Raw genomic sequence first — 22,368 nt, 5'->3', positions numbered from 1 at the left:
GCACTATGCTCATGTCGCGCTTAAGTCCGAAGAGACGATACCGGCGTTTCGCCTGACTTCTGTCAGGTGGTTTCAGTTTTTTAACAACGTTTCTGCCTTGGTTCTTTCAATCAAGATTTCGAGGAAAACTATGCTTGCGTGCAGCACGATGGATGGGAAGAAAAAACCTCCAGTACCTCAACCGATCGGTGAAGATCGGCCGAAGCCAGTCATATCGAACGAAGGCAGGACGTTCAGGTCTCATGAGCCATCGCATGCGATGGATTTCTTTCATTGCCCAACACTGGTGGAACACGTAGTGGATTTCCTCGAGCGGTATAAACAAGCCCCTTACGGGCAGTGCTGAGGCCGGCCATGTCGACTACCTGGTTGCCCACTCCTCTGTTCGGAAGCCGTCCCGCCAATCGCGTGCACCCGAGCACCCTCCCCGGCAAAATCGGGATGGGAGGCGCGTCCGGCAGTGTAAACTTGGGCGCGTGTTCAGCTGCTCGGGGGAAACAGGGCTTGCAATTCACCGCATTCGACGCCACCTACCTGGAAAAGCTCAAGTCCGGAGATCCACGTACGGAAGGCCATTTTGTGAACTACTTCAGCGAGCTCATTCGCCTGAAGCTGCGTTCACGCCTGAATTCGAAGGAAGCTCTGGAGGACGTCAAGCAGGAAACCTTCGTCCGGGTGCTGGCTCTGGTCCGTTCAGAGGGAGGGCTGCGCCAGCCGGACAGACTTGGGGCGCTGGTGAACTCCGTCTGCAACAATGTGCTGCTGGAGCACTATCGCTCGAAAAATCGGGGCGAGATGGTCATCGAGGAAGAGCAGGAGAACACCTTCGTCAACCGCGACCCCAGCGCGCTCAGCCTTCTCGAGTCCAAGGATACGAAGCGGGTGGTCCGGCAGATCCTCGATGAGTTGACGGACCGCGACAGGCGTCTGCTTCAATCCGTACTTCTCGAGGAGCGCGATAAGGACGAGGTCTGCGCAGAGTTCGGCATTACACGAGAGTATCTAAGGGTCCTGGTGCATCGCGCCAAACAATCGTTCAAGGTCTTTTATCTGAGGCGAGTAGGCGAGAACAGGTCTTATTGAAAAACATGACACGATTTTGTAGTGCAATCACCATCGAGTTGAGGCCTTGGCTTCTATGAATCACGACGAAGCCACACGGCTCATGGCGGTTGAAAAATATCTGTTGAACGAGATGCCGCCCGAACTGCGCGACGAGTTCGAGGAGCACTTCTTCGATTGCCCGGAATGCTCAGCCGATCTCCGCGCGACCGAGGCCTTCCTCGCCGCGGCGAAAGATGAGATGAAAGAGGTGCGCGTCGCGAAGCCCTCGCCTGCACCGTCCAGGAAGTCGCCATTTGAGTTTCTTTGGAGACCGGCCTTCGCCTTGCCCGCTTTCGCACTCTTGCTCATTGTGATCGCCTACCAGAACCTTGTAATTTATCCCCACTTCGCGAACGAGATCGCTCAGCTGCGCACACCGCAGCTTCTTCCTTCGCTGAGTCTCGCGGGAGGCAACAGCCGCGGCGGCGAAACCCCGTCGATCACAGTGCGTCCATCGCAGCCTTTCGCACTGAGCTTCGATATTCCGACGCAAGGCCGCTTTTCGAGCTACACTTGTTTGCTGTATTCTCCTTCCGGTTCCATTGCCTTTCAGATTCAGGTTTCTGCCCAGCAAGCGAAAGACACAATTTCTATCAGCATCCCGGCGGGTCATCGCGAGACTGGCACTTACACATTGAAGGTGCAGGGGGATGCCGACGGCTCTGCAGCCGGGCCAGCTTCGGACCTTGCGCACTACCGTTTTGCAGTCAAAGAGCAGGACTAACTTCGCGGCAACACCAAGGCGGCTATGCGATCTCAGGCAAGAAAAGCTTTCTACTCTCAGGCGAATGCGGAAGCGCTCGGCGGGTTCATCGAGAAGCCCTTCCGGAAGGCAATTCCCTCACAGGCTTCGGCGTCTTTGCCGCCCGTTGGCGGCTACCACACGACACGCACCGAGCATTTCAATTTCGAAGAGATCGTCTCCTGCCGCTCGGCTTATACCCGCGTATCCGGCAGCGAGGGCGATGGCCACTGGTCAGTGCTGACGACAGCGGTGCTGGAAGGCCTCAACATCCTCGAGGTCATAACGGCAGATCGCGTGGTCGCACAGATCTCCGCCGACTATCCGGAAGATGGCGGCCTTCCCCGCATCTCGCTCGCCGGCTCTCACTTCGAAAATCTTCGTATCGCCGGATTCGAAGCGCTGCCTTCATCCATGCCTACTTCGGTGTTGCTCCAGCCCAAACGTGGAGAGGATGCCTCGCAGTCGCAACTCACCTTGCCGATTTTTCAGGAGACGGGACGCGAACAAGCTGACAGACTGATTGGAGCCGCAAAAGACGAGGGCCGCGATGCGTTTCGATGGATTGTCGAACGCTTCGAATGGATGACCTCGCAGCGGACTCCAAGGGAAGACGGATGCGTTCTTTGTTCACTGGTGGATGGCGTGGATCAAAGAGTTCCAGGCCGAGCTTTCGGGCACGTCGTAGAGATCCCCGACTTCGGCCGGATCTTTCTCGGAGAGGTGCTGGTGACTCCGTCGACGGTCCAACTGTCGATGATCCGGGCCGAGCTGGGCTGCGCGATCACGGCGCAGGTAAGTGGCGGAAACGGATCGGTCGGCGGCCGCATGGTTCCACCATAGCCTTGGTTGGCATCCTGCTATGCATTGAAGCTTTCTTCGGATGTCACACTGCAGCGACAAATGATCCCACCGTTATCTTTCAAAATATCCGCGGCGATTTCCTGCGCGGCAACCTCGACGTTGCAGGAGAAAAAGCCGATCAGGAACGAAACGTTTTCTCTGTCTCCGACCCGAATTGGTCCCTCCGCTTTCGCCTGCTCGAAGCTGAAATCCTCACTTATCAAGGACGCCGGACAGATGCACTCGCTCTGCTCACGAGCAGAGATGTTTCCTATCCTGCCCAAGGCGACATCGCGATCAAACGGGATATTCTTTGCGGGTTGGCGCACGCCCGTCTAGGCAAAACCGAGCAATCGAATCAGGAACTGCAGGAAGCTCGACGCTTATCGGACGAAACTAATTCTGAGTTGAAGGGCGAAGTGCTTCGCACGGAAGCGCAGGTGTTGGTCTATCGCAATGATTTGGCCGCAGCCAGCAGCCTGTTCAGGGAGAGCCAGCGATTTGCGCATGAGCATCACGACACCTTCCTTGAGGCAACCGACCTCTTGAACCTGGGCCTGGTAGCTCTTGAAATGGGACGCTACGACGAAGCCCTTGCATCACTGAGTGGTGCGGCAGATTTCGCCAGAACTGCTCAGGCGCGGCAGGTCGTCGAGGCCGCTTTCGGAAACCTTGGCGTTGCTTATTTCTACCTCGGTGATTTTCAGAAAGCGCTTTTGAATTTTGAACAAGCCGAAGTGCAGGCAAAGGAAATAGGGACGACAAGCGCACAGGGAAGTTGGCTCTGGGATGCTGGCGCATCTTACTATCAGCTCGGCAATCTGGCGCAGGCAAAGGATTGCTTTGAGGAAGCACTGAAGATTGCTCAAAGCATTCATGCACCTGATGAAATAGCAGGTATCAGCGCCCAGTTGGCATTTTTGTTCTATCAGGAGGGTCGATTCGATCTGGCTCGCGCACAAGCGGAGCAGGCCCTTGATGCCGCCCGTGCAGCGGGAGATAAATCTGCGGAACTTGAACCGCATTTTCTCGAAGCCCGGTTAGCTGCGAGACAGGCAAATAGACAGGACGCGGAGCAGATGCTGATCCAGGTAGAAAAGGAATCAGCCGAACGACCGGCTCTGCAATGGGAAGTCGAAAATGCTCTCGCAGATTTCTACTCTGAGAAGGGCGAAGGTATCCGCGCCGAGCGCTGGTATCGCAGATCGATTCAAACCTTCGAAGACCAGCGCGCTTCGGTCAAGGATGAGGAACTGAAGTTGCCGTTCTTCGCCAATGGCGACGCTCTCTATCGGGACTACGCATATTTTCTCATCGCATCCCATCGTCCTGACGAAGCACTGCGGCTGCTGGACCTTGGCCGGGCAAGAACGCTTGAAGAGGGTCTTGGACTAGCAGAGAACAATCCTCACTCGTCGCAAACGAAGACCGATCCACGAGCCGTTGCCGCAAAGCTCAATGCCGCGATCCTCTTCTATTCTCTCGGACCCGACAAATCCTATCTGTGGGCAATCACCGGGCGACAAACTGCGCTGTTCACGCTCCCCAGGCAGTCCGAGATCGAATCGCTTGTGCAGCGATACCAGAAGGACATCCTGAGATCGGGCGATCCGTTGCACGATAGCGATGAATCGGGGAAATTGCTCTACGACACGTTGATTGCGCCCGCAGCATCGATGCTTTCAAAAGGATCACGCGTCTTTGTGATCCCCGATGGTGGCCTCAACAATTTGAATTTCGAGACGCTGCTCGCACCGGGTCCAGACGATCTTCATTACTGGATCGAAGATGTAACCGTGACGAATACAAATTCCATTCGTCTCCTCGCACGGCCGGATGCACCTCGCAACGTAGCAGATCCGAAAAACCTTCTGCTGATTGGTAATCCCATTTCGCCGGCGAAGGAATATGAAGATCTTCCCAACGCTGCGGCCGAGATTTCCGGAGTAGAAAAACACTTCGCGCCGCTCCGTCAGAGGACGCTCACCCAGGCGCAGGCCGTGCCCGCGGCATATTCTGCAAATCAACCCGGCCGCTTCGCCTACATCCACTTTGTCGCGCATGGTACAGCGAGCCGGCTCAGCCCACTCGATTCTGCCGTAGTGTTGTCGGCTACTCCCGGGCATCCTGAAGACTTCAAGCTCTATGCGAGAGATATCGTGCGTACGCCGGTGCACGCGCAGCTGGTCACCATCTCTGCCTGTTATGGATCGGGCTTGCGAGCCTACGCGGGCGAGGGCTTAGTCGGGCTATCCTGGGCCTTTCTTCGCGCTGGCGCTCACAACGTCATCGGCGCTCTTTGGGAAGTCAACGACGCATCGACGCCGTTGCTCATGGATCGCCTTTATAGCGAGCTTGCAGCGGGAAGCCGGCCGGATGCTGCTCTCCGCGCCGCGAAGTTGCGGCTCATTCATTCTTCCGGTGTCTACCGCAAGCCGCTCTATTGGGCAGCCTTTCAAATCTACGCGGGCACAACCTCATAGGGCCGCATCATCTCGTTGTCCTCATGCTCCAGCATGTGGCAGTGCCAGACATAGCGTCCGGTAAAGCCTTCAAACTTGACGATAATGCGCGTCACGGTCATGGGATCGACACGCACAATATCTTTCCATCCCATCTCTGTCGCTGTCAGCTCCACTGGAGGACCAGTGAAGACGATCTTCTTCGTCAATTGATAGACGGTGAGATCGAAGGGCCGCCGATCCAATATCTGGAAGCGGACCATGTGCAGATGGATAGGATGAGAATCATCAGTCAGGTTGATGAACGACCAGATCTCCGTCGAATTCAAGACCGGCTTCTCCGTGACTGGCATGTCCCAATGCGCGCCATTCAGCAACATCACGCTCGACTGGCCCAGGCGATTCTGTAAATCGGCAATGGTTAACTCGCGTGTCTTGCTGGCAGCGCTCTCCAACATGCGCGGCACCGGACGAAGCGTTGCTGGCAATGAGGAATCATCCACGACCTTACCTGCTGAAACACGAAACTGCATGAAGACAGCCATATCGCTTCGCAGGAAAACTTCCTTCCCTGCTCGGTCGCTGAAGTCCACGATGATATCGGCGCGGTCTCCAGGCCCCAGGATAAGAGTGTGCATGCTCGCGGGAGCCTCGAGAAATCCCTGCTCGCTTCCGATCTGGAAAAACTCGATAGTGTCCGATCGAACCGAGCCATCTCCAGAGAGAGACAGCTTATAAAAGCTGCCATTGGAGCTGTTCAACAGGCGGAATCGATACTTGCGCGGCTCAACTTCAAGATACGGAAAGATTGTGCCGTTCACCAGAATCGCGCTGCCGTAATACTCCGATACCCAGGGTGAGTTGGGCTTGCCTGAAACCGGATAATAAAGCTGGCCGTTCGTATGAAAGGAGCGGTCGAAGATAACCAACGGGATTTCATACGCGCCCATAGGCAGATGCAGCGAGTCCTCGAATTCATCGCGGATGAGATACATGCCGGTCAGCCCGGCAACCGCGTTAAGACGCGTGATGCCCATCGCATGATCGTGATAGAAGAGGCTGGTCGCTTCCTGCTGGTTCGGGTAGTAACACGTGGCCGAGTAACCGGGCACAAACCACTCCTCCGGATAGCCGTCGCTCGCCGGGCCAGTCCTTCCACCATGCAGATGCACCACAGTACGCACCTCTGGCTTATCCGCCTCGGCTCCGTGGAGCGTGTGATCGATAGGCAGAAAGTGCTTTTGCGGCAGATCGTTCACCCATTCCACCAGCACCGGTTCGCCAAGCCGCGTCTCGAAGGTCGGGCCCGGGCATGAGCCTTCATATCCCCAGCAGGTAGTGGGCGACACATCGCGATGAACCTTGGCCTGAAACTGCCGCATCGACACGCGATAGTACGGGATCTGCTTCGCGGCGTTGTTCGGGTCAGGCCGCAGACCGGACGCTTTGATCAACTTCGGAATCGGCAAGGGATCGACATACCGTGCCAGAGCGTTGGTATCGAGCACAGGCTCCGCCGGTGTAGCCGGAGGGCTCATCTTGTGTCCCGTTTGCTGGCCCGCATACGCGCCCCGCGTTGCAGCTGCGGCGGCCATCAGACTCGCATGCTGTACGAAATCCCGTCTCGTAATCTTCATCGATTCCTTCGGTTCAGGTCTTTGCCAGCCCACTTCGGAGCGGTCATCTACTCAGAGTGACTGGAGAAGATTGCGAAGAGATGAATTTGCCAAGACGCTCGCGGCAAGAAGTTGCCATGTGGCGAGTGGGGGCCACTGAAGTCTGACCATCGCAGCGCCGGTAGTTTTAACCCAACTGTGAAGTCTCATTCATTCATGAACGCGGCGGAGCAGCATAGACTCGCGCCTGACTTCTGCAGACAGCGAACGGCGCACCGCACGTCCCATGCCGCCGCCGATTTGCACCTGCGAAGCAACAGCAGAACCAAGGAGATCCGCATGAAGTCGTTTGCAACGACCGGTCTTTCCCCCACCTTGCGCGCCCTGACTTTGATAGCGGGTGTTGCGTTTGCGCCAGCAGTTTTCGGCCAGCAGGTTACATTCTCTCCTTACCTTCAGCTCGGCGATAACGGCGCGTTCGGTCCCACGGATCAGATCGTCGTCGCCTGGCAAACGGATGAAACTTCTCCCAAAGCATCGGCCTACAAGGTTGAATTCCAGGCATCCGAGCGTGATCGCCGCAACGTCACTCCCCAAGCACGCGTGATCGACAACTATCTCGCTGCCGATCCTTCGCTGCCAACTATCCCCGGCGCGTATGGGGCGCATTCCAACTACACTGCCGTACTCAGCGGCCTGCGCTATGACACCGAGTATCAATATCGTGTCACCGGTCCCGGCATGCCCGGCGGTGGCTTCACCTCTACGTTCCACACCCGCACACAGAGTCCCGTTTACTCCTTCGTGGTAGTAGGTGACGAAGGTTTCTTTCCGACCGTGCCGAACTCCGATCCCGCGATCATTGTGGACTATGAAGCGCGCATCGCTCACCTGATTCACAATGTTGCGAATCTCTCCGTGAAGGGCGTGCCGCATCTGCCGCAGTCGGGCTTCATCCTGAATACCGGCGACAACGTCTATAACGAAGGCACCGAAGACAACTACCGCGATTTCTTCTTCCCGGTCTACAACAGCGACCAGGACTCCAACGAGACCGGCGCGCCTATCATCCGCAGCCAGCTCTTCTTCCCGGCAGACGGCAATCATGACCTGGGCAGCACCGGCGTCTCGGCCAACCTGCTGGCAGACAACTCTGCGCCCCTCTTCAGCGGCAACCTGAGCGGAGGCGACGCGCTCTCCTACTTCAACGATTTCTACTTTCCGCAGAATGGTCCCAAGGGATTCGACATCCAGAACGATTGGGATGTGACCACCTCTGTGCCCACCGGCTTTACCTTCAGCTATCAGGGACAGAGCTTCACCTCGCCCGCAGCGATCACCGCATTCCGGAACTCGACGAAGGTCGATACGGGCAAGGGTCCTTCGGTTCAGATCGATCACCAGAGCAACTTCTCGTTCGACTACGGCAATGCGCACGTACTCTTCCTGGATGCGAATCCGCACCTCTTCGACGACAACTCGCCCGGCGGAAATGCCTTCAACACGCCGCCGCCGACCTTCGTCGCCTATCCGACACCGCTCGGCCAGTGGGTTATCAACGATCTCGATTCCACCAAGCAGCCCTGGAAGATCGTCGTCTACCATCAGCCGGCCTTCACCTCGGGCGACGCCACCATCGTCAACAACCAGATGCGCGCAGTGGCCAAGCTTCTTGAAGACCATGGCGTCAACATCGTCTTCAATGGCCATGACCACAACTACCAGCGCTCGCTGCCCATCCGCGCAACGGCCCGCACTGCTTCCACTCCCACTACACTGGCCGGCTCGCCTGCGGTCTACGTGGATCAGAAGTTCAATGGCATCTCCGACACCGTTCCCGATGGCGTCCTGTATCTGATCGAAGGCGCGGGCGGCAATCGTGACTTCGACGGCGACTATGCTCCGCCGCGCGGCAGCGGTGTCGGTCTCGACCAGGACGACTCGGCGACCGGCACCTTTGTCGACGAGCCGGGCCTCACCGTTCCCCAGGGCCCTGCATCGTGGCTCGATACCAACCTCACCAATCCTGAGATGATCAACTTCTTCCCCAATGCCGGACAGGGAACGAAGATCACAGCGAAGTTGAAGTCGAAGATCTTCTCCTTCGGCGATGTCCTGGTCGATCACAACAAGCTGACGCTTTATCAAATCAGCGAGCCCTTGCTTCCGACTTCGTCTGCGACCTCCGCCGATCCTGCGCCTTACGGAACGGATATCAACGGAGAAGCATTGAATGATCCCATCCCCGACACCCAGGTCGATCCCGCAACCGGACAGGTTATCTCCGCTCCGGCCAACGGTCCGTCGGCACTGCTCGACAAGTGGACCATCACCAAGCCTGAAGTCTTCGGCTCCGTCTCGGCGAAGATCTCCGCTCCTAGCCAGATCAAAGCGGGACAGGCTTTCAACTACACCATCTCCATCCGCAACAGCTCGCAATACTCGCTGAACGGAACACAGGTTCGCTTCCGCGTCCCGCAGTATGTAACCTTTGCTGGAATTCCGGGCAACACCGTGACAGTCAATGGCAACGAGGTCATCCTTACCGTAGGCCGCGTCGCTGAAGGCTCGGAGCAGAAGATTGAGATTCCGGTCGTGGCGAATCCCGGTCGTGGCTTCTTTACCTTCGACGCGACGGCTGAAGTAACTTCGGCTACGGCGTTGCCGGTCAAAACCAACTACGCTCTTACCTACGTCGCAAAGTAAAGCAGCTATAAAAAAGCAGACCCTAACAACAAAAGGCCGGCCGGGATTATCAATCCTGGCCGGCCTTTTGCTGCGTAAGAATGACGAGCGGTTCTATCTTAAAAGTTAAGGTAGATAGGATTTCCAACTAACAGCAAAGATCCATCCGCCGATCGGATATTCACACGAAGCCAGTGACGCTTTCCGTCGCTCTGATAGTCAAAGCTACGTGTCTCTTCTGTCGCCTGCGCCGGAGAAGCATCGACGAGAGTAGTGAGATCCCCATCGAGGATAACTTCAGCATGCTCGTTTTCAAGGGCGAGCATCTTGACGGTGAAGTGGATCTGTTGACCAGCAGGCGATGCAAGAACATCGCCCATCGAAGCGGTCGTAGTGCCGGCGCTCGCGGTGAGTTCGAGGGTACGGTCTGAGGTTCCCACGATATCGACGAAGGCGTGACCGGCGCGGATGCCATTCAGGATCGCCTCTTCCGTAAGGTTGGGAGCGTAGACCACGGTAGTTGGATGTCCAACCGCCGAGCGTATGCTGGGACCGTAATCGGCGTCGTGGTTATCGCTGCCTCCGATTGCAGTAAGCCGGAAGCCCTTATTCAACTTGTCCTGCCAGAACGGAATACCGGACCGCGGTCCGTCAAGTGATCCGCCATTGATAGCTTCGATTGCATTGACGCGGCTGTAGTCGGTGTCGGGAGCGGTCCATCCGCACCCCATGCAGGCAGCACCCGAGGGCGAGCCAGGATGATTGATGGAGATAAGGCCGTGAACCTCCTCGACCTGCTTGAGGAGATCGTTCACCGTGGGTACATGCGGGCTGGTCAGCCGGAAGTCGATAAACTCAGTCGTACCGAAAACATTGGCGTGCCCGTCAAAGGTTGTGACCTCCCGGCCCGGCATGAGCAGAAGCTTATCGAAATACGGCTGCAGCTCCCGCATATCGTTGTATTGCGACATCGTGTTGTGATCGGTGATGGCGATGAAGTCCAGCTTTCTATTTGCCGCGTCTTCAACTGTCTTGTAGAGCGGGCACGGCACCTTCTGACCGGACTGGCTGAGGCACGAGCCATCGCTGTGCGCATTGTGCATGTGCAGGTCTCCTCGATACCATGCAGCCCCTTCGCGCAATGGCTTCTGGCTGAAGGTTGATCCTTCGAGGACATCCTTCCGATGCGAGAAATAGATCTTCGCTTCATAGTCGGAGCGCACGCCTTCTTCGATGTTCGGAACACCAAGGATTAGCTTCCACTTTCCAGGGACAACGACACCCGGCAGATAAGAGGGAGTGGCATCGGTCTCGGAGATGGTGAAGAAGCTTTTGTTTCCGCCGCTCCAACCGCGAAACCTCTGAGGATCGAAGACGCCGAGATCTATGTTGGTGTGCTTATCGTGCTCCGTATACGAGAGCTCTACGGAGATTCGGGATACGTCCTTGCCAACTGCAAAAGGCAGCTCGAGATAAGTCTGCCGATTGGCATAGGTCACCGTTCCGCGTAAAACCAGATCGGGCTTTCTCTGCTGGGCATGTCCGCAAACACCCGCGAACGATGATAGAAGCAGAACGCAACCGGTAATCACCCAGCAAAGCCTTGCCGAACCGCGGCGCGGCGCAGACAAAATCACCCCAACACTTACCATCCGGAATCTCCTGGAGGACAATGCTTCCTTTTGGTTCCTGTTTGCTCCGCAATAACGGATGCAGGAACCGCATAGCCCCATAAAGAAGACAAAGAGAGGATGTGAGAGTTGTCAACGACGCGTGAATTTACTTCTTCGATAGCAGCGAGCGTATGTGTTCTTGCGTCTCCTCAAGGCTTGCCGTCTGCTGGGGCGCAGCGTTGACCAGCGATAAAATCGCCGTGTCGAGCTGCCTGGCCTGTGAATAGCTCAACGGCACATGGGAGATGTTGTTTTGCACCGGCTCCAGCAAAGGCTCCAGCAGACCCGACAACCGTGCAGTCGCCGCAAAAAGATCAGCTCGTTCCTCAGCGATTAGAGGAGTGAGCGTGTGCGCTGCAGGGCTGTCCTGAAAGGCATTGCGTCGCGCAATAAGCTGATCACAAAAGAATGCCTTCCCGACAACTGCCCGCGAGGCATCAGCTATCTCGGTGACTCGTTCGCCTCTTTGATGGGAATCCGGAATCAACCGCTCCAATGTCATTTCCGCCAGCGGCTGTCCTTCGCCGCTGTGGCCCCTCTTGGGGAGCGCCTCTGGACGCTCGAGATCGGTGCTCACTCCCTGCAGCTGGGCGAAGGCCTCTTCGAACTTCTCTTTGCGCGAAGCGTCATCGATGAAACCCACGACGCGAACCTCCGATCCTTTTCGAGTGATCGTCGCCTCCCATCCAGAGTCGCCGCCTACGGAGCGCAACAGCTTCCAGGCTTGCGCTTCGATTGCGTCCTCTGCTGGATCGACATCCTGCACGCTTTCGCCTTTCACCGTTGTTTCCGGCTCTCGGGAAGGCACGTACACACGCCGTTCCGCTGCAGGTTCACTCTCAATCACAGAAACCCGCTCCAGCCCGGCAAATTCAAGCGTCAGCCCAACCGGACGATAGTCGGAGGAGCGGACGCTTAGACTCGCCGAACGGAGAAGCCCCTGATCGGTATCGGTCTTGATCGTCCAATACGGCTCCTGATGCAGGACAGAATCTCTGCGCCGCGAGAGCGAATCATGCCATTGCCGGTAGCTTCGCGCTGACAACATCCGTCGGTCATCCCAGTGCGCCTTCAGCAGTTGAACACGCACGCGGCCACAGAGATCCGAGTCCGAATCGGTCGGCTGCGACCAGCTCGCGTCCGTAGTGGAGCAGGTGGACGCTCCCACATTCAGCCTGTAGGAGTGTTGGCCTGCTCTGGTGTCCTCCTGCGCCGCCTCCGCGCGTGAGAGAAGTTCCGCGGCACTGACGGTCTGGATGTGCTTCGGCCACGCGAAGATCATGATGAGCAACGCAGCGGCAATCGCTCCAGCCACACTCCTGAATGCAATCGTCTTCGGAGCAATGCGCTTAGAAAAATGTATTTGCGTTTCCTTCGATTGGGAAGCGAGCCGGCTGTACGCCACTAATTCCTGAAGAAGTGAGCCGTGACGCCGGGAGACAGCGCTGCATCGGGGGCATATAGCAATGTGCTCCGAGACCAATCTCTTTTCGGCTTCGTTAACTGTCCCGTTGAGTACCGAAAGGATCGATGCTTCGGATGGATGATGTTTAAAGGGCATGGGTGTCTATCCTTGGATCGCCGGAATCCTTTTACGTAGTTTCCTGAGAGACCGGCGAACCACATCCACTGCGACCCCGTAGGTCAAATCTTTCTGAGAAGCGATTTCTTTGTAACTGTGGCCTTCTGCAAACATCAAAACGCACTCTCGCTCCAGCGGCTCCAGGATAGATAAAACGCGCTGCATTCGCATTCGCGATTCTTTCGCAATATATACCTGCTCTGCCGAAGGCGTATCGTCCGGAGCGATATCGATCTGAGCCTGCGAGTCGGGCTCAACGATGCGGAGAGAGACTTTACGGTGTTCAAGATGGTTGAGGGCAAGGTTGCGGAGCACCGTGCTGGTCCACCTCACCGCGCTCTGAATACGGCCGCCGCCCTTGACCTCGACGATCAGTTTGGCAAAGGCCTCCTGCGTCAGGTCTTCTGCAAGAGCGCGGTTCCGGACCATGGCAAAGGCCTGTCCGAACAGACTCTGCCGCCGGGATGCGTAGAACTCCGCCACGTCCTCCAGGACGAGCACTCCCGAACCATCTTGCGAAGCAAGATGTTCCGCTGCAGCAATGCAGTCACTTTGGGGGTTCGTGGTCCTGGATTCCATGAACAAAAATGTCTTTACCGGCTTGTTCGAGGGCGCTATCGAGCAGTTGAAAGTTTTGATCCGAAATCGGAACGGTACTGTACTCATGTTATCGCGCGAAGCAGAACACGATTTCGGCGATGGCGTTGTTCACTGAAATTTAATCCACGGCGAGAACGAATTGTGAGATTGAGTGGACGCGCCTTCAGCATTCACTCCGGAGACACGTCCACCGCTATTGTTTTACCGCAAATCTTTAGAACGAGAGCTTCAGGGCGAGTTGCAGCAGGCGCGGCGTATTTCTGAGTGCCGTGATCGAGCTGAAGTCCTTGGGGTTTAGATAATTCAGGTTGCCGGGCTGAGCAAACTGCGGGTTGTTGAGCGTGTTGAAGGATTCGGCGCGGAACTGCAGACTGGTCGAGTCCTTAATCTCAAAGTTTTTGAAGACCGAGGCATCGAGGTTGTACCAGCTCGGGCCGCGCGCCTGCTGAGGAAGTCCGCCGAGCACGGATATGTCGCTTTGACCGATCTGCGTGGCAGCTGCAGGCTGGATGAATGCATTTGGATTCAGCCACTGGGTTGGATTACGCGACGGAGCATAGAGGCTTTGCCCGGTGGCCACGGGAGCGAAACAGCCGAAGTCTGAAGTCGTCGCCGTGGCGCAGCTGATCGTCAAGGGCTGACCGCTCTGATAGGTGTAGATGTAGTTCGCCGCCCAACCACCGATGAACGCATCGGTGACTCGGTTCGCGCTACCGAAGAACTGACGTTGGCGGCCGATCGGTAGAGCATACGTTCCCGAGATATGAGCGACATTCGTCGCGTCCGTATCACAGAGACCGTAATCTCCGGAGATTCCGAACCCGGGGAGCCACTGCGCTCTGTAAGCCGAAGTCGCCGTACCCTGGGTTCGCTGATTGCTGAAGCACTTGCTCCAGGTATAGTTCGCGAGCAGCTCTAAACCGAAGCTGGTCTGATGCTGATAGGTCGACTGCATCGAGCTGTAGGAGCTCGCCGCATTCGTAGTCTCATAAATTGCATTCGGCGCGAAGTTAGGAAACGGAACGAAGCTCTGATTGCCGTTGCTGGCCGAAGGAATTTGAGAGATGTTGGTGCCGACGGGAAGAATCTGCGACGGCGAGTTATTCACTCCCAGAACATCGAGGTGACGGCCCACGGTTCCGACATAGGCCACCTGCACCGAATCATGCCTGGTGAATTGATCCTGCGTGGTCAGGTTGAATGTCTGGACGTAAGGGGTTTGATAGTTAAACTGGCGCCCGTATAGATTGACTCCCGCGCCGTTAACCTGGGTCGGATCCGAAAGGTTGATGGTGGTGAAGGTGTTCTCGATCGTCGCCGTCTGACCATTGGAGAGCTGAAGAGGAGCCTGCGAGTTCGGAGCGTTTTTCGTGATCGTGTAGATGAACGGGTAGTTCGTTCCCAACGTTCCGCCGTAACCAAGATTCCCCAGTGCACCATAGGAGATTCCATATCCTCCGCGCACAACAAAGGATGGAGTCACCCGATAGGCAAAGCCCAGTCTGGGTCCGAAATTCGTCTTCTGCGCGTCTCCGAGAGTCTTGCTCGAAACGCAGTCGACACTGATGTTGCTCGCGCTCAGCAGCGCATTGAACGTCGCAGATCGCGGAACGTTACAGCCCTCCTGCGAGATCAACAGAGTTCCTGTCGGCCCGTTTCCACCCACAGGAAGGAAGTTCGCCTGCCGTCCGTTGGTCTCTGAGTATGGCGTGAAGTAGTCCCAACGCAGTCCCAGGTTAAGGGTGAGCGACGGTGTGACCCGCCAATCGTCCTGGAAGTACGCTCCGGTGTAATAACGATGATAGTCAGTGCCCGCGAAGTTCGAACCGGAGAGACTCTGAAGGCCGCCCACACCATTGACGCCGCCAACCGTGGAGGCAGTGGGTGTCAGCAGGAGATCTGCGATCCCGTTCAGACTTTGATTCTGATTGGGAATGTCAGTGAACTGCCCGTTGAAGGTAAACAGGCCCCGGGGAGCCGGCGGCTGCATGATGTCGCCTTCGAGGTCATCGACCTGAACTCCGGTCTTGAACGTGTGATGGCCGAGCTCCTTGGTCACATTGTCCGTGACTTCCAGATCCCAAACACTCTGGATCGTGGGCCGGTCATCGGTCGGGCCGAGGCCGGTCAAGCCGCTGATGTTGAATGTAGGTAAGCCGCCGTTACCCGCCACCTGCGGTATACCTTGAATGCCATACTGCGCGGGGATGCCGTTCGTGTTCTCGGTCGCCAGTCTTTGATCTTTATCGCTGTGCCCGAAGCCCACGTGCAGCTCATTGGAAAAGGTGGGAGTGAAGACATGAGTGTAACCGCCGGCGATTGCATAGGAGGGAAAGGCATCATTCTGATCGTTCTGCCCGGGTAATGCTCCCGGAGCAAACGCTGTGTAGTAGCTCTTGTCCCACACTCCGAAAATCGTGTCCTTGGAGCCAATGTTCTCATCGATACGAAGGTCGTATGCATTGATGGTCGTGCTCGACTTCGGATTGTTGAGGAAGTTGTTCGAGAGCTTCCCAAGAGTCGTGGGCGTGGGGTAGAGATCCAGCAGCTTGACGGCGTTCGGATCGAGCCGGTTTCCGGGAATCTGGTTAAGCTGTCCCGCTAAGCTGGTAAAGTCTTTGATCCCGGCGACGCTGCCGCCGCTATAAAAAGGATCACGCACGAAGACGGCGCTGCTGGCTGTGTTTTGTAGACCGGTCACAGGATCCACCTGTCCGGGCTGCACCTGACGCGTCGTTGCAGGATCGAGCACCGTACCATGCGAGAACTTTCGACCCAGACCATCAACAGATGTTCCACTGTTGTATGTGATGAGGTCCTGCAGGTTGCTGAAGCCGCTGCTCGACATGCCTACAGTAGGAACCGTGCTCGTTGCCTGCGCCGGAGTAACGATGCGCGTGCCCTGATAGTCGAAGAAGAAGAAAGTTTTGTTTCTTCCGTCGTAGAGCTTGGGCAAAAACGCCGGGCCGCCAACCGTTCCTCCGAACTGATTCTGGCGGTATTCGGCCTTCGGCTTACCCTCCTGATCGGAGAAGTAGTCGTTGGCGTTGAAGGCGTCGTTACGAACATATTCCCACAGATCGCCGTGCAATTCATTGGTTCCGGAACGCAGGACAGCGTTAATGACTCCTCCGGTCGAGTGCCCGAACTCCGCGCTGTAGTCGCCGCTCTGCAGCTTGAATTCCTGCACCGCATCGGGAGGAGGAGTGATGGTGGCGTCGGTCCCTACCGAACTGCCGCCAAAGAATTCAATGTTGTTGTTGATGCCGTCCAGACGGAAGTCATTCTGATAAAGCTGCACGCCATTGACGGAATAAAAGGCGTTCTCCGGGGTTCCACCATTTTGCCCAATCGGAGCCGTCGCTACACCGGCAGCCAGCTGCCCTAAAGAGCCCCAGTTGCGCGTCTCGAGTGGCAGGTCGTTGATGATCTTATGTCCGATCGTCTGTCCCAGAGATGCGTCTGCGGTCTGCAGCAGCGGAGATGCCGCGGTGACCGTAACTTCCTGCTGCACATTGCCGGGCGCCAATGAGACATCAATCGCCGCAGTCTGTTGTACGTGCACTTCGATACCATGAACGATTCGCGTCTCGAATCCGGTAAGCGAAATCGTAAGAGTATATGTGCCTGGATTCACTCCCGTAAAAGCGTATGTCCCGACCGATGTGGATTTGCTATTCGAGCTGATCCCGGTGAGATCGTTCTTCAGCGTAATCTCTGCATCGCTGACAACAGCTCCCGAGGTATCTTTCACAACGCCGGCGATTCCACCGGTATCGATCTGAGATAACGCAGGCTTCGACGAAAAGCTCGCTACGAACAGAATCGAAACAAGCGCCAGGATGAGGCCCTTTGCGCGCGAATGGATCATACTTCCCTCCCCAAATGATTCACTTAAAATCCGTCTCCCGAGTACACACACGCCGGCGCAAGCCTGAAGCAGGTCTTGTGGCAGCCATGAACGTCCGCGATTGCAAGCGCCAGATCGCTCGTTTCGATTTGGTGGCGCTTACTGGGGAAGACAGGAGGGTGGAGGGTATTTTGTCAACGCAGGATGAATTGATGCGACGGCTAAGCTCAAATTAAAAAGACAGGCGCAGTGCAAACTGCATCGTCCTCTGATCGCCTGAGAGGCTGGTGATCTGTCCGGCAACGCCGCTGCTGAAATCGCTGTTGGGCGGTCCGAAGAGCGGAGTGTTCGCCACATTGAAGACCTCCCAGCGAAACTCCATGTTGGCGCGGTCCAGCGGAATCTCACGCAGTAGTGCGGCGTCAAAGACATTCGTATGTGGGCCACGCATGGTGTTTCTTCCCAGGTCTCCGATAGAGCCGGGATTGGGGAGGCTATAGCTGTCCGCGAGATTATGCGCATCGCTTCGGCAGGCCTGGTTCTGACTCGCATAGAACCAGCAATCCACGCTGCCGACAGTGTGAGGTTTGCCGATCAGATTGGGAACATCGGTTGCCATGCCATCGGGATCGATCGAGTCGGAAAGCGCGCTGCCCGCGTTCACCTGATAAGGAATGCCATTATAGAAGGTGTACACGCCCGAGGTGCGAAAGCCTCCAAGGAGCCAAGAGAGCGGTCCGTGCTGGAGCATCGTTTTGCCATGCCCGAAGGGCAGCTCATAGATAAAGTTGGCTGAGGCTCGTAGCGGAACGTTGAAATCGCTGGGACCATACCAGGTGGAGAGATCCCGCCCATTCGGAGCTCCTCCTGAGCTTTCCTCCAACTCTTCCGGCGTGTCGTCAAGACTGCGGGAGTAGGTAAACGCTGCCCGCAAGGTCAGGCCGCTTTGCGTTCTACGCGACAGGCTGGCCTGAAGGCCGTTGTAATTTCCATAGCCGACCGGGGCGGTGTATTCGACGTAACCGAAGTCAGGATATGGAACGATGCCGGTAGATTTGTTTCCGGCGATAAAAGGCTGGTTGTAGTTGTAGATCAGGTCCAGATGCGTGGACTTCGTTCCCACGTAATCGAGTTGTGCGGTCCAATGATCGGCAAACTCATCCTGGAGGCCGATACTCCATTGCTGCACAGTGGGCGAAGGCGCATGCTGGCTCACGGCGCGGATGTGGAAGCCTTGCAGGTTGCTATAGTCGATTGCAGACGGGTCGAGAAAGTTTTCGGGAAAACCATCCTTTGCGACGAGAGCGGGAGTTCCCGCGGTTGCTGTGACCTGTCGATTGACGAGAAAGGGAGGATTGAGCGCGAGCTCATCCTCGCTTCCGATACGCTCCACGGAGGTGTAATAAATTCCGTAGCCGCCACGCAGCACGGTGTGAGCGCCCGGAGAATAGGCGAAGCCAATTCGCGGACCAAAGTTCATTGTGCTTGGATCGATGAGGGCGCGGCTGGCCCGGGAACCAGGCTGCGCAAAGATCAACGATCCGTTTCCAGCGGGATCGAAGTTTGCAATGCGGTTGCGACCCTCCACTGGAGGAGCGGAGAACTCGTAACGCAATCCAAGGTTCAACGTAAGCTGCGGCAGCACCCTCCAGTCATCCTGGACAAAGCCTGCGGCGATCCATAGCCGCTGGTCGACCACATCGCTGTTGGTCAGCTGCACCTGATTCACCAGCCCCAAGAGTCCGTCAGCATAAGCAAAATGGGTGAAGGTGGACTCGAAATCCAGCGATCCGCGCACCGCCGCTTCATCCTGAAAGATGTTCCGCATCGGCGCCGACGCGGCGACCCCGAACTTGAGATTGTGCTTGCCACGCGAGATGACAAGCGTGTCGTTGTATTGAAATTGCTGCGGAGTCTGCTGCTTGGGCAGATAGATTGGCGATCCGATAAAGGCATACGCGCTGCTGAACTTGATCAGCGGCAAACCGCCGCCATTCGCCGGAACGTCGGGGATGCCGGAGATATATTGATCCGCTGTCTGCGGAAGAGAAAACGGCAGCTGTTCGCTCACCGCATGGTCGCGGATAAATCCTAGGCGAAGATCGTTCACTACTGACGAACCGAAGACATGTGTCCAACCGACCACAAAACTGTTGGAGCGCAAAAACAGATGTCCCCACGCGGAGTTCGTCGCCCCGTCGGCAAGGCCACCAAGATAACCCGGTACGATGCGGTTGCGATTCGAATAGTTATAGCGACCGAAGATTACGTTGTTGGGAGACGGAATCCAGTCGACACGCGCATCGTAGCTATCGTCGTCGTCCGTCGTAAGAGCATTCCTCGCATAATTGTTCAGATCGTTCTGGCCTTGCGGGTGAGGCACGTTGGGTAGAGGGAAAAGCGACAGGATCGTCTGGATAGCCGGATCGAGATCGCTTCGCGGAATCTGATTGTCCGGAAACGGCTGCCCCGTAGCAGGATCCACGATCGCTGGATAAGTTACACCAACCGCCGCAGCCGTGGCTGGACTGAAGTCCCCTACCCTTTCATTCGGAAGAGGAACGGTGGACGTGCGGGAGACGCCTTCGCGAATCCGTGTTCCCTCATAGTTGAAAAAGTAAAACAGTCTGTCATGGCGCACCGGTCCACCGATGCTCGCCCCGAACTGGTTATGATTGTTCTCCGGCCGCGGGAGCCCATAACGGTTGGAGAAGAAATCGTTCGCATCGAAAAAGCTATTGCGAATGTACTCATAGACGACACCATGAACGTCGTCCGTTCCGCCCTTGGTATTGATCGAAACAACGGCACCGGGGCTGCGGCCATATTCGGAGGAGTAAGGATTCGTGATGATATTGAACTGCTGAATCACGTCGACCGATGGATGCGCGGCTTCGGTGCTCAGCTCCTGAACATTCTCGGAGAAGGTGTTGTTGTCGATGCCATCGAGAATGAAATTATTCTGCAGAGAGTGAACGCCATTCACGTTGAAGTCTCCGGTGCGTCCCGGGGCGCTGCTTCCCGCCTGCTCCGTGTAGCGGCTGATCTGCACCCCAGCCACTGTGCGGAGCAGATCATCCCAATTGCGAAGGTAGAGCGGCGTGTTGGCAATCGTATTCTGATCGACGACGGTGCTGAGCGAAGCGTCATCCGCCGAAAGGCCGGCGCTATCATGCTCGCGCACATGAATTACCTGCTGAAGTGTTTTGATCCGCAGCGTAAAATCGCGCCGGGCTTTGCTTCCCACGTTCAGCTCTACACTTTCATCCGTCTCAACAAAGCCATCTCCCTCGACCGCCACGGTGTAGCTGCCGATCGGCATGTTCGACAAGGTGTAGTAGCCGGAGCGGTCGGTCACGACCTCTCTGGAATATCCGGTCGATCGGTTCAGCGACTTCACATGGATGCCTGCCATCGCCGACCCGGAGGAGTCTGCGACAAGTCCGCTCAGGCTCGCCGTATTGACCTGTCCTAATAAACTCCTGCAGCCGGAACAGCAAAAGACAGCAAGCAGAGCAAAGAAACCGATGGCACGTCGCATACATTTCCTGACGATGGTTCCTCGGAACGGGCCGAGGGGTATCGGGAAGGAAGTTTCGCCGATATAGTTTTTGCGCGCGGGTATTGCACAGGAAGAACCTGAGCTTCAATTCCAATCACACATGGAATGGGAAGAAAAGGTGTCAATCTAGGGTGAATTCGTGGCTTCCATGAAGTAGCCTGCAGCCATCGCGGAACCATGCAGTCGCTGACGACCGGACCCGCAGGGGAAAAGTATCCTGGGCGCACATCAAAAATCATGCTCGAATCGGGCAATCAGATTGAAGATCTTTTTGAGCTTGGTAGCGCCATCGGGGATCGAACCCGAACTCTCCGCCTTGAGAGGGCGGCGTGTTAACCAGTTACACCATGGCGCCAAAGGACGCTGGCTGAATGGGCTGCCCGGCGTGAACGCAGACAGCAGAAGCCAACTCTTTAAATATATCAGAATTTGAGTCTTACCCAAGCCCGGCATTCCGCTGCAAGATCGCGCCGGGGTCGCTTCAGGCGAATCAATTTCTGCGTCTAGATGCCGAGCTTCTTGACCTCTTCGTTGTAATACTTCCGGTAGAGGATGTCCCACTCCTGGCTTCCTTCGAGGATGATCTTGCGCTGCGACTGAATCTTCAGCTTGGCCGCCTGATCGATGCGGGTTTCTTCCATCAGCAGCTTTTCGAGAATCTTGCGTGCTTCCTGGCGGATGGTGTTGCGATCCTCAAGAAATTCGCACTCGTCCGTCTCGGCAAGGGTGTCGGCGATGGTGTGCGCCAGCTTGTTCAATTTGTCGCGGGAGATTCTCACAGCACCGCCTTGTACTTGCGGGCCAGTTCCGTCTTCACCTTCTTGAACATCTCGGCGTAGCCAGCTCCCGTGCGCCGCATCTCATCCTGGTAGGCCTCGAGAATGACGCGGACTTCCTCGTTGATGCGGTCTTCCAGCGACAGCTCTTCCTGCAAGCCGCCGTGAACGCGCTCCTGGACAACGGTCAATTTTTCGGTCCGGATCATCTTGGCGTCGATAAGTTGCTTGACCGTCTGGCGCGCCAAATATCCTACATATTCACGTGAAAAGATCATTTATCTCGTTCGAAATATAGCATAAAGAACAGCGGAACGGAGTTGGGGAGAGGTCGCGAATAGCTTTCCGGCCGGGTGCTCCGGGTGGGGCGCTCGCACTACGCCGGCGTGTTCGGAGCTAGCGGACGGTGAGGGCAGCTCGGCGTGTTCAGGCATCCCTCGGGGAGACGCAGGCGTTCCACCGGCCGGCCGTTCACGAGATGTTCCGCGACGATCTCGGACACGTCTTCAGGCTTCACAAAGCCATACCAGATCGCTCCCGGATAGACCACCACCGTCGGTCCATGCTCGCACTGGTCGAGGCAGCCCGACTTGTTCACCCGCACCCGCTCGCCCAAGCCGGCCGCCCTCACCGCATCCTTCATGCGACTGTGGATCTCGCTCTGCCCGTTCGCGGTGCAGGAGGGTCGAGCCGCTTCGGGAGCGCGAAAGTTCGTGCAGACAAACACATGGCGGTCGAATCTGGGCAAAAGCACTCTCCGTGGTGACAAATGGGAACTGGGTCAATTCTACTGAACCCCTCAAAACCAAATCCAGTAGCAAGAGCACTTTTCCACCCTCCGGAATCGCGTAGACTGGCGGTTCTGCGACAATA

The 22,368-nt window shown here is 56.6% G+C and carries 15 protein-coding genes and 1 tRNA gene; 5 read left to right on the top strand and 11 right to left on the bottom strand.

Annotated elements, in window-relative coordinates:
• The first annotated feature begins 504 nt into the window (after nucleotides 1-504).
• From XX99_RS03900 to XX99_RS27600, 3 genes are read left to right on the top strand one after another with little or no spacing between them, the layout of a single operon-like run.
• Nucleotides 505-1,083 (top strand): RNA polymerase sigma factor, encoded by a 579-nt coding sequence (locus XX99_RS03900; RefSeq protein WP_050058026.1) that lies wholly within the window; start codon nucleotides 505-507, stop codon nucleotides 1,081-1,083.
• A gap of 55 nt (nucleotides 1,084-1,138) precedes the next feature.
• On the top strand, nucleotides 1,139-1,828 hold the full coding sequence (locus XX99_RS03895; RefSeq protein ID WP_050058025.1) for an anti-sigma factor: 690 nt from the start codon (nucleotides 1,139-1,141) through the stop codon (nucleotides 1,826-1,828).
• A 24-nt stretch (nucleotides 1,829-1,852) separates the two neighbouring features.
• Nucleotides 1,853-2,689 carry a choice-of-anchor P family protein gene (locus tag XX99_RS27600; protein WP_050058024.1) on the top strand — a complete coding sequence of 279 codons (837 nt, stop codon included), beginning with the start codon at nucleotides 1,853-1,855 and terminating at the stop codon, nucleotides 2,687-2,689.
• Nucleotides 2,690-2,706: 17 nt separating this feature from the next.
• On the opposite strand, the gene XX99_RS27595 is transcribed toward XX99_RS27600, so the two are convergent.
• On the bottom strand, nucleotides 2,707-3,018 hold the full coding sequence (locus XX99_RS27595) for a hypothetical protein (RefSeq protein WP_184084534.1): 312 nt from the start codon (nucleotides 3,016-3,018) through the stop codon (nucleotides 2,707-2,709).
• A gap of 90 nt (nucleotides 3,019-3,108) precedes the next feature.
• Between XX99_RS27595 and XX99_RS03885 the strand changes: the two genes are divergently transcribed.
• Nucleotides 3,109-5,172, top strand: coding sequence for a CHAT domain-containing protein (locus tag XX99_RS03885; protein ID WP_184084531.1), 2,064 nt, complete (start codon nucleotides 3,109-3,111; stop codon nucleotides 5,170-5,172).
• Here XX99_RS03885 and XX99_RS03880 read toward each other — a convergent pair.
• Entirely contained in the window at nucleotides 5,151-6,788 is a 1,638-nt protein-coding gene (locus XX99_RS03880) for a multicopper oxidase family protein (RefSeq protein ID WP_082125216.1), read from the bottom strand. The two genes, XX99_RS03885 and XX99_RS03880, sit on opposite strands and share 22 nt — an antisense overlap.
• A 318-nt stretch (nucleotides 6,789-7,106) precedes the next feature.
• On the opposite strand from XX99_RS03880, the gene XX99_RS03875 reads away from it, so the two are divergent.
• Nucleotides 7,107-9,473 (top strand): purple acid phosphatase family protein, encoded by a 2,367-nt coding sequence (locus XX99_RS03875; protein WP_184084528.1) that lies wholly within the window; start codon nucleotides 7,107-7,109, stop codon nucleotides 9,471-9,473.
• Nucleotides 9,474-9,571: 98 nt separating this feature from the next.
• Here XX99_RS03875 and XX99_RS03870 read toward each other — a convergent pair whose 3' ends face one another.
• The 9 genes from XX99_RS03870 to XX99_RS03830 form a co-directional block, all read right to left on the bottom strand.
• Nucleotides 9,572-11,104, bottom strand: coding sequence for a CehA/McbA family metallohydrolase (locus tag XX99_RS03870; RefSeq protein WP_082125215.1), 1,533 nt, complete (start codon nucleotides 11,102-11,104; stop codon nucleotides 9,572-9,574).
• 127 nt (nucleotides 11,105-11,231) lie between these two features.
• The gene (locus XX99_RS03865; RefSeq protein ID WP_156185777.1) at nucleotides 11,232-12,440 is read right to left on the bottom strand and encodes a hypothetical protein; all 1,209 of its coding nucleotides are present in this window, start codon (nucleotides 12,438-12,440) and stop codon (nucleotides 11,232-11,234) included.
• A 252-nt stretch (nucleotides 12,441-12,692) separates the two neighbouring features.
• On the bottom strand, nucleotides 12,693-13,208 hold the full coding sequence (locus tag XX99_RS03860; RefSeq protein WP_184084526.1) for an RNA polymerase sigma factor: 516 nt from the start codon (nucleotides 13,206-13,208) through the stop codon (nucleotides 12,693-12,695).
• A 313-nt stretch (nucleotides 13,209-13,521) separates the two neighbouring features.
• A complete protein-coding gene (locus tag XX99_RS03855) occupies nucleotides 13,522-17,178 on the bottom strand; it encodes a TonB-dependent receptor (protein ID WP_050058018.1) in 3,657 nt (1,218 codons plus the stop codon).
• 211 nt (nucleotides 17,179-17,389) lie between these two features.
• Nucleotides 17,390-20,698 carry a TonB-dependent receptor gene (locus XX99_RS03850; protein ID WP_050058017.1) on the bottom strand — a complete coding sequence of 1,103 codons (3,309 nt, stop codon included), beginning with the start codon at nucleotides 20,696-20,698 and terminating at the stop codon, nucleotides 17,390-17,392.
• Nucleotides 20,699-20,997: 299 nt separating this feature from the next.
• Nucleotides 20,998-21,074: transfer RNA gene (locus XX99_RS03845), tRNA-Glu, on the bottom strand.
• A gap of 148 nt (nucleotides 21,075-21,222) precedes the next feature.
• Entirely contained in the window at nucleotides 21,223-21,498 is a 276-nt protein-coding gene (locus tag XX99_RS28295; protein WP_050058016.1) for a DUF507 family protein, read from the bottom strand.
• Nucleotides 21,495-21,773 carry a DUF507 family protein gene (locus tag XX99_RS28290; protein ID WP_050058015.1) on the bottom strand — a complete coding sequence of 93 codons (279 nt, stop codon included), beginning with the start codon at nucleotides 21,771-21,773 and terminating at the stop codon, nucleotides 21,495-21,497. Before XX99_RS28290 ends, XX99_RS28295 begins: the two co-directional genes overlap by 4 nt.
• 98 nt (nucleotides 21,774-21,871) lie before the next feature.
• Nucleotides 21,872-22,243: a (2Fe-2S) ferredoxin domain-containing protein gene (locus XX99_RS03830; protein WP_050058014.1), complete on the bottom strand. Its 372-nt coding sequence runs from the start codon at nucleotides 22,241-22,243 to the stop codon at nucleotides 21,872-21,874.
• Between the last annotated feature and the right edge of the window lie 125 nt (nucleotides 22,244-22,368).

Source organism: Silvibacterium bohemicum, assembly GCF_001006305.1.
Taxonomy (GTDB): Bacteria; Acidobacteriota; Terriglobia; order Terriglobales; family Acidobacteriaceae; genus Silvibacterium; species Silvibacterium bohemicum.
The sequence above is the reverse complement of the archived record's forward strand: the minus strand, read 5'-3'. Positions and strand labels throughout refer to the sequence as shown.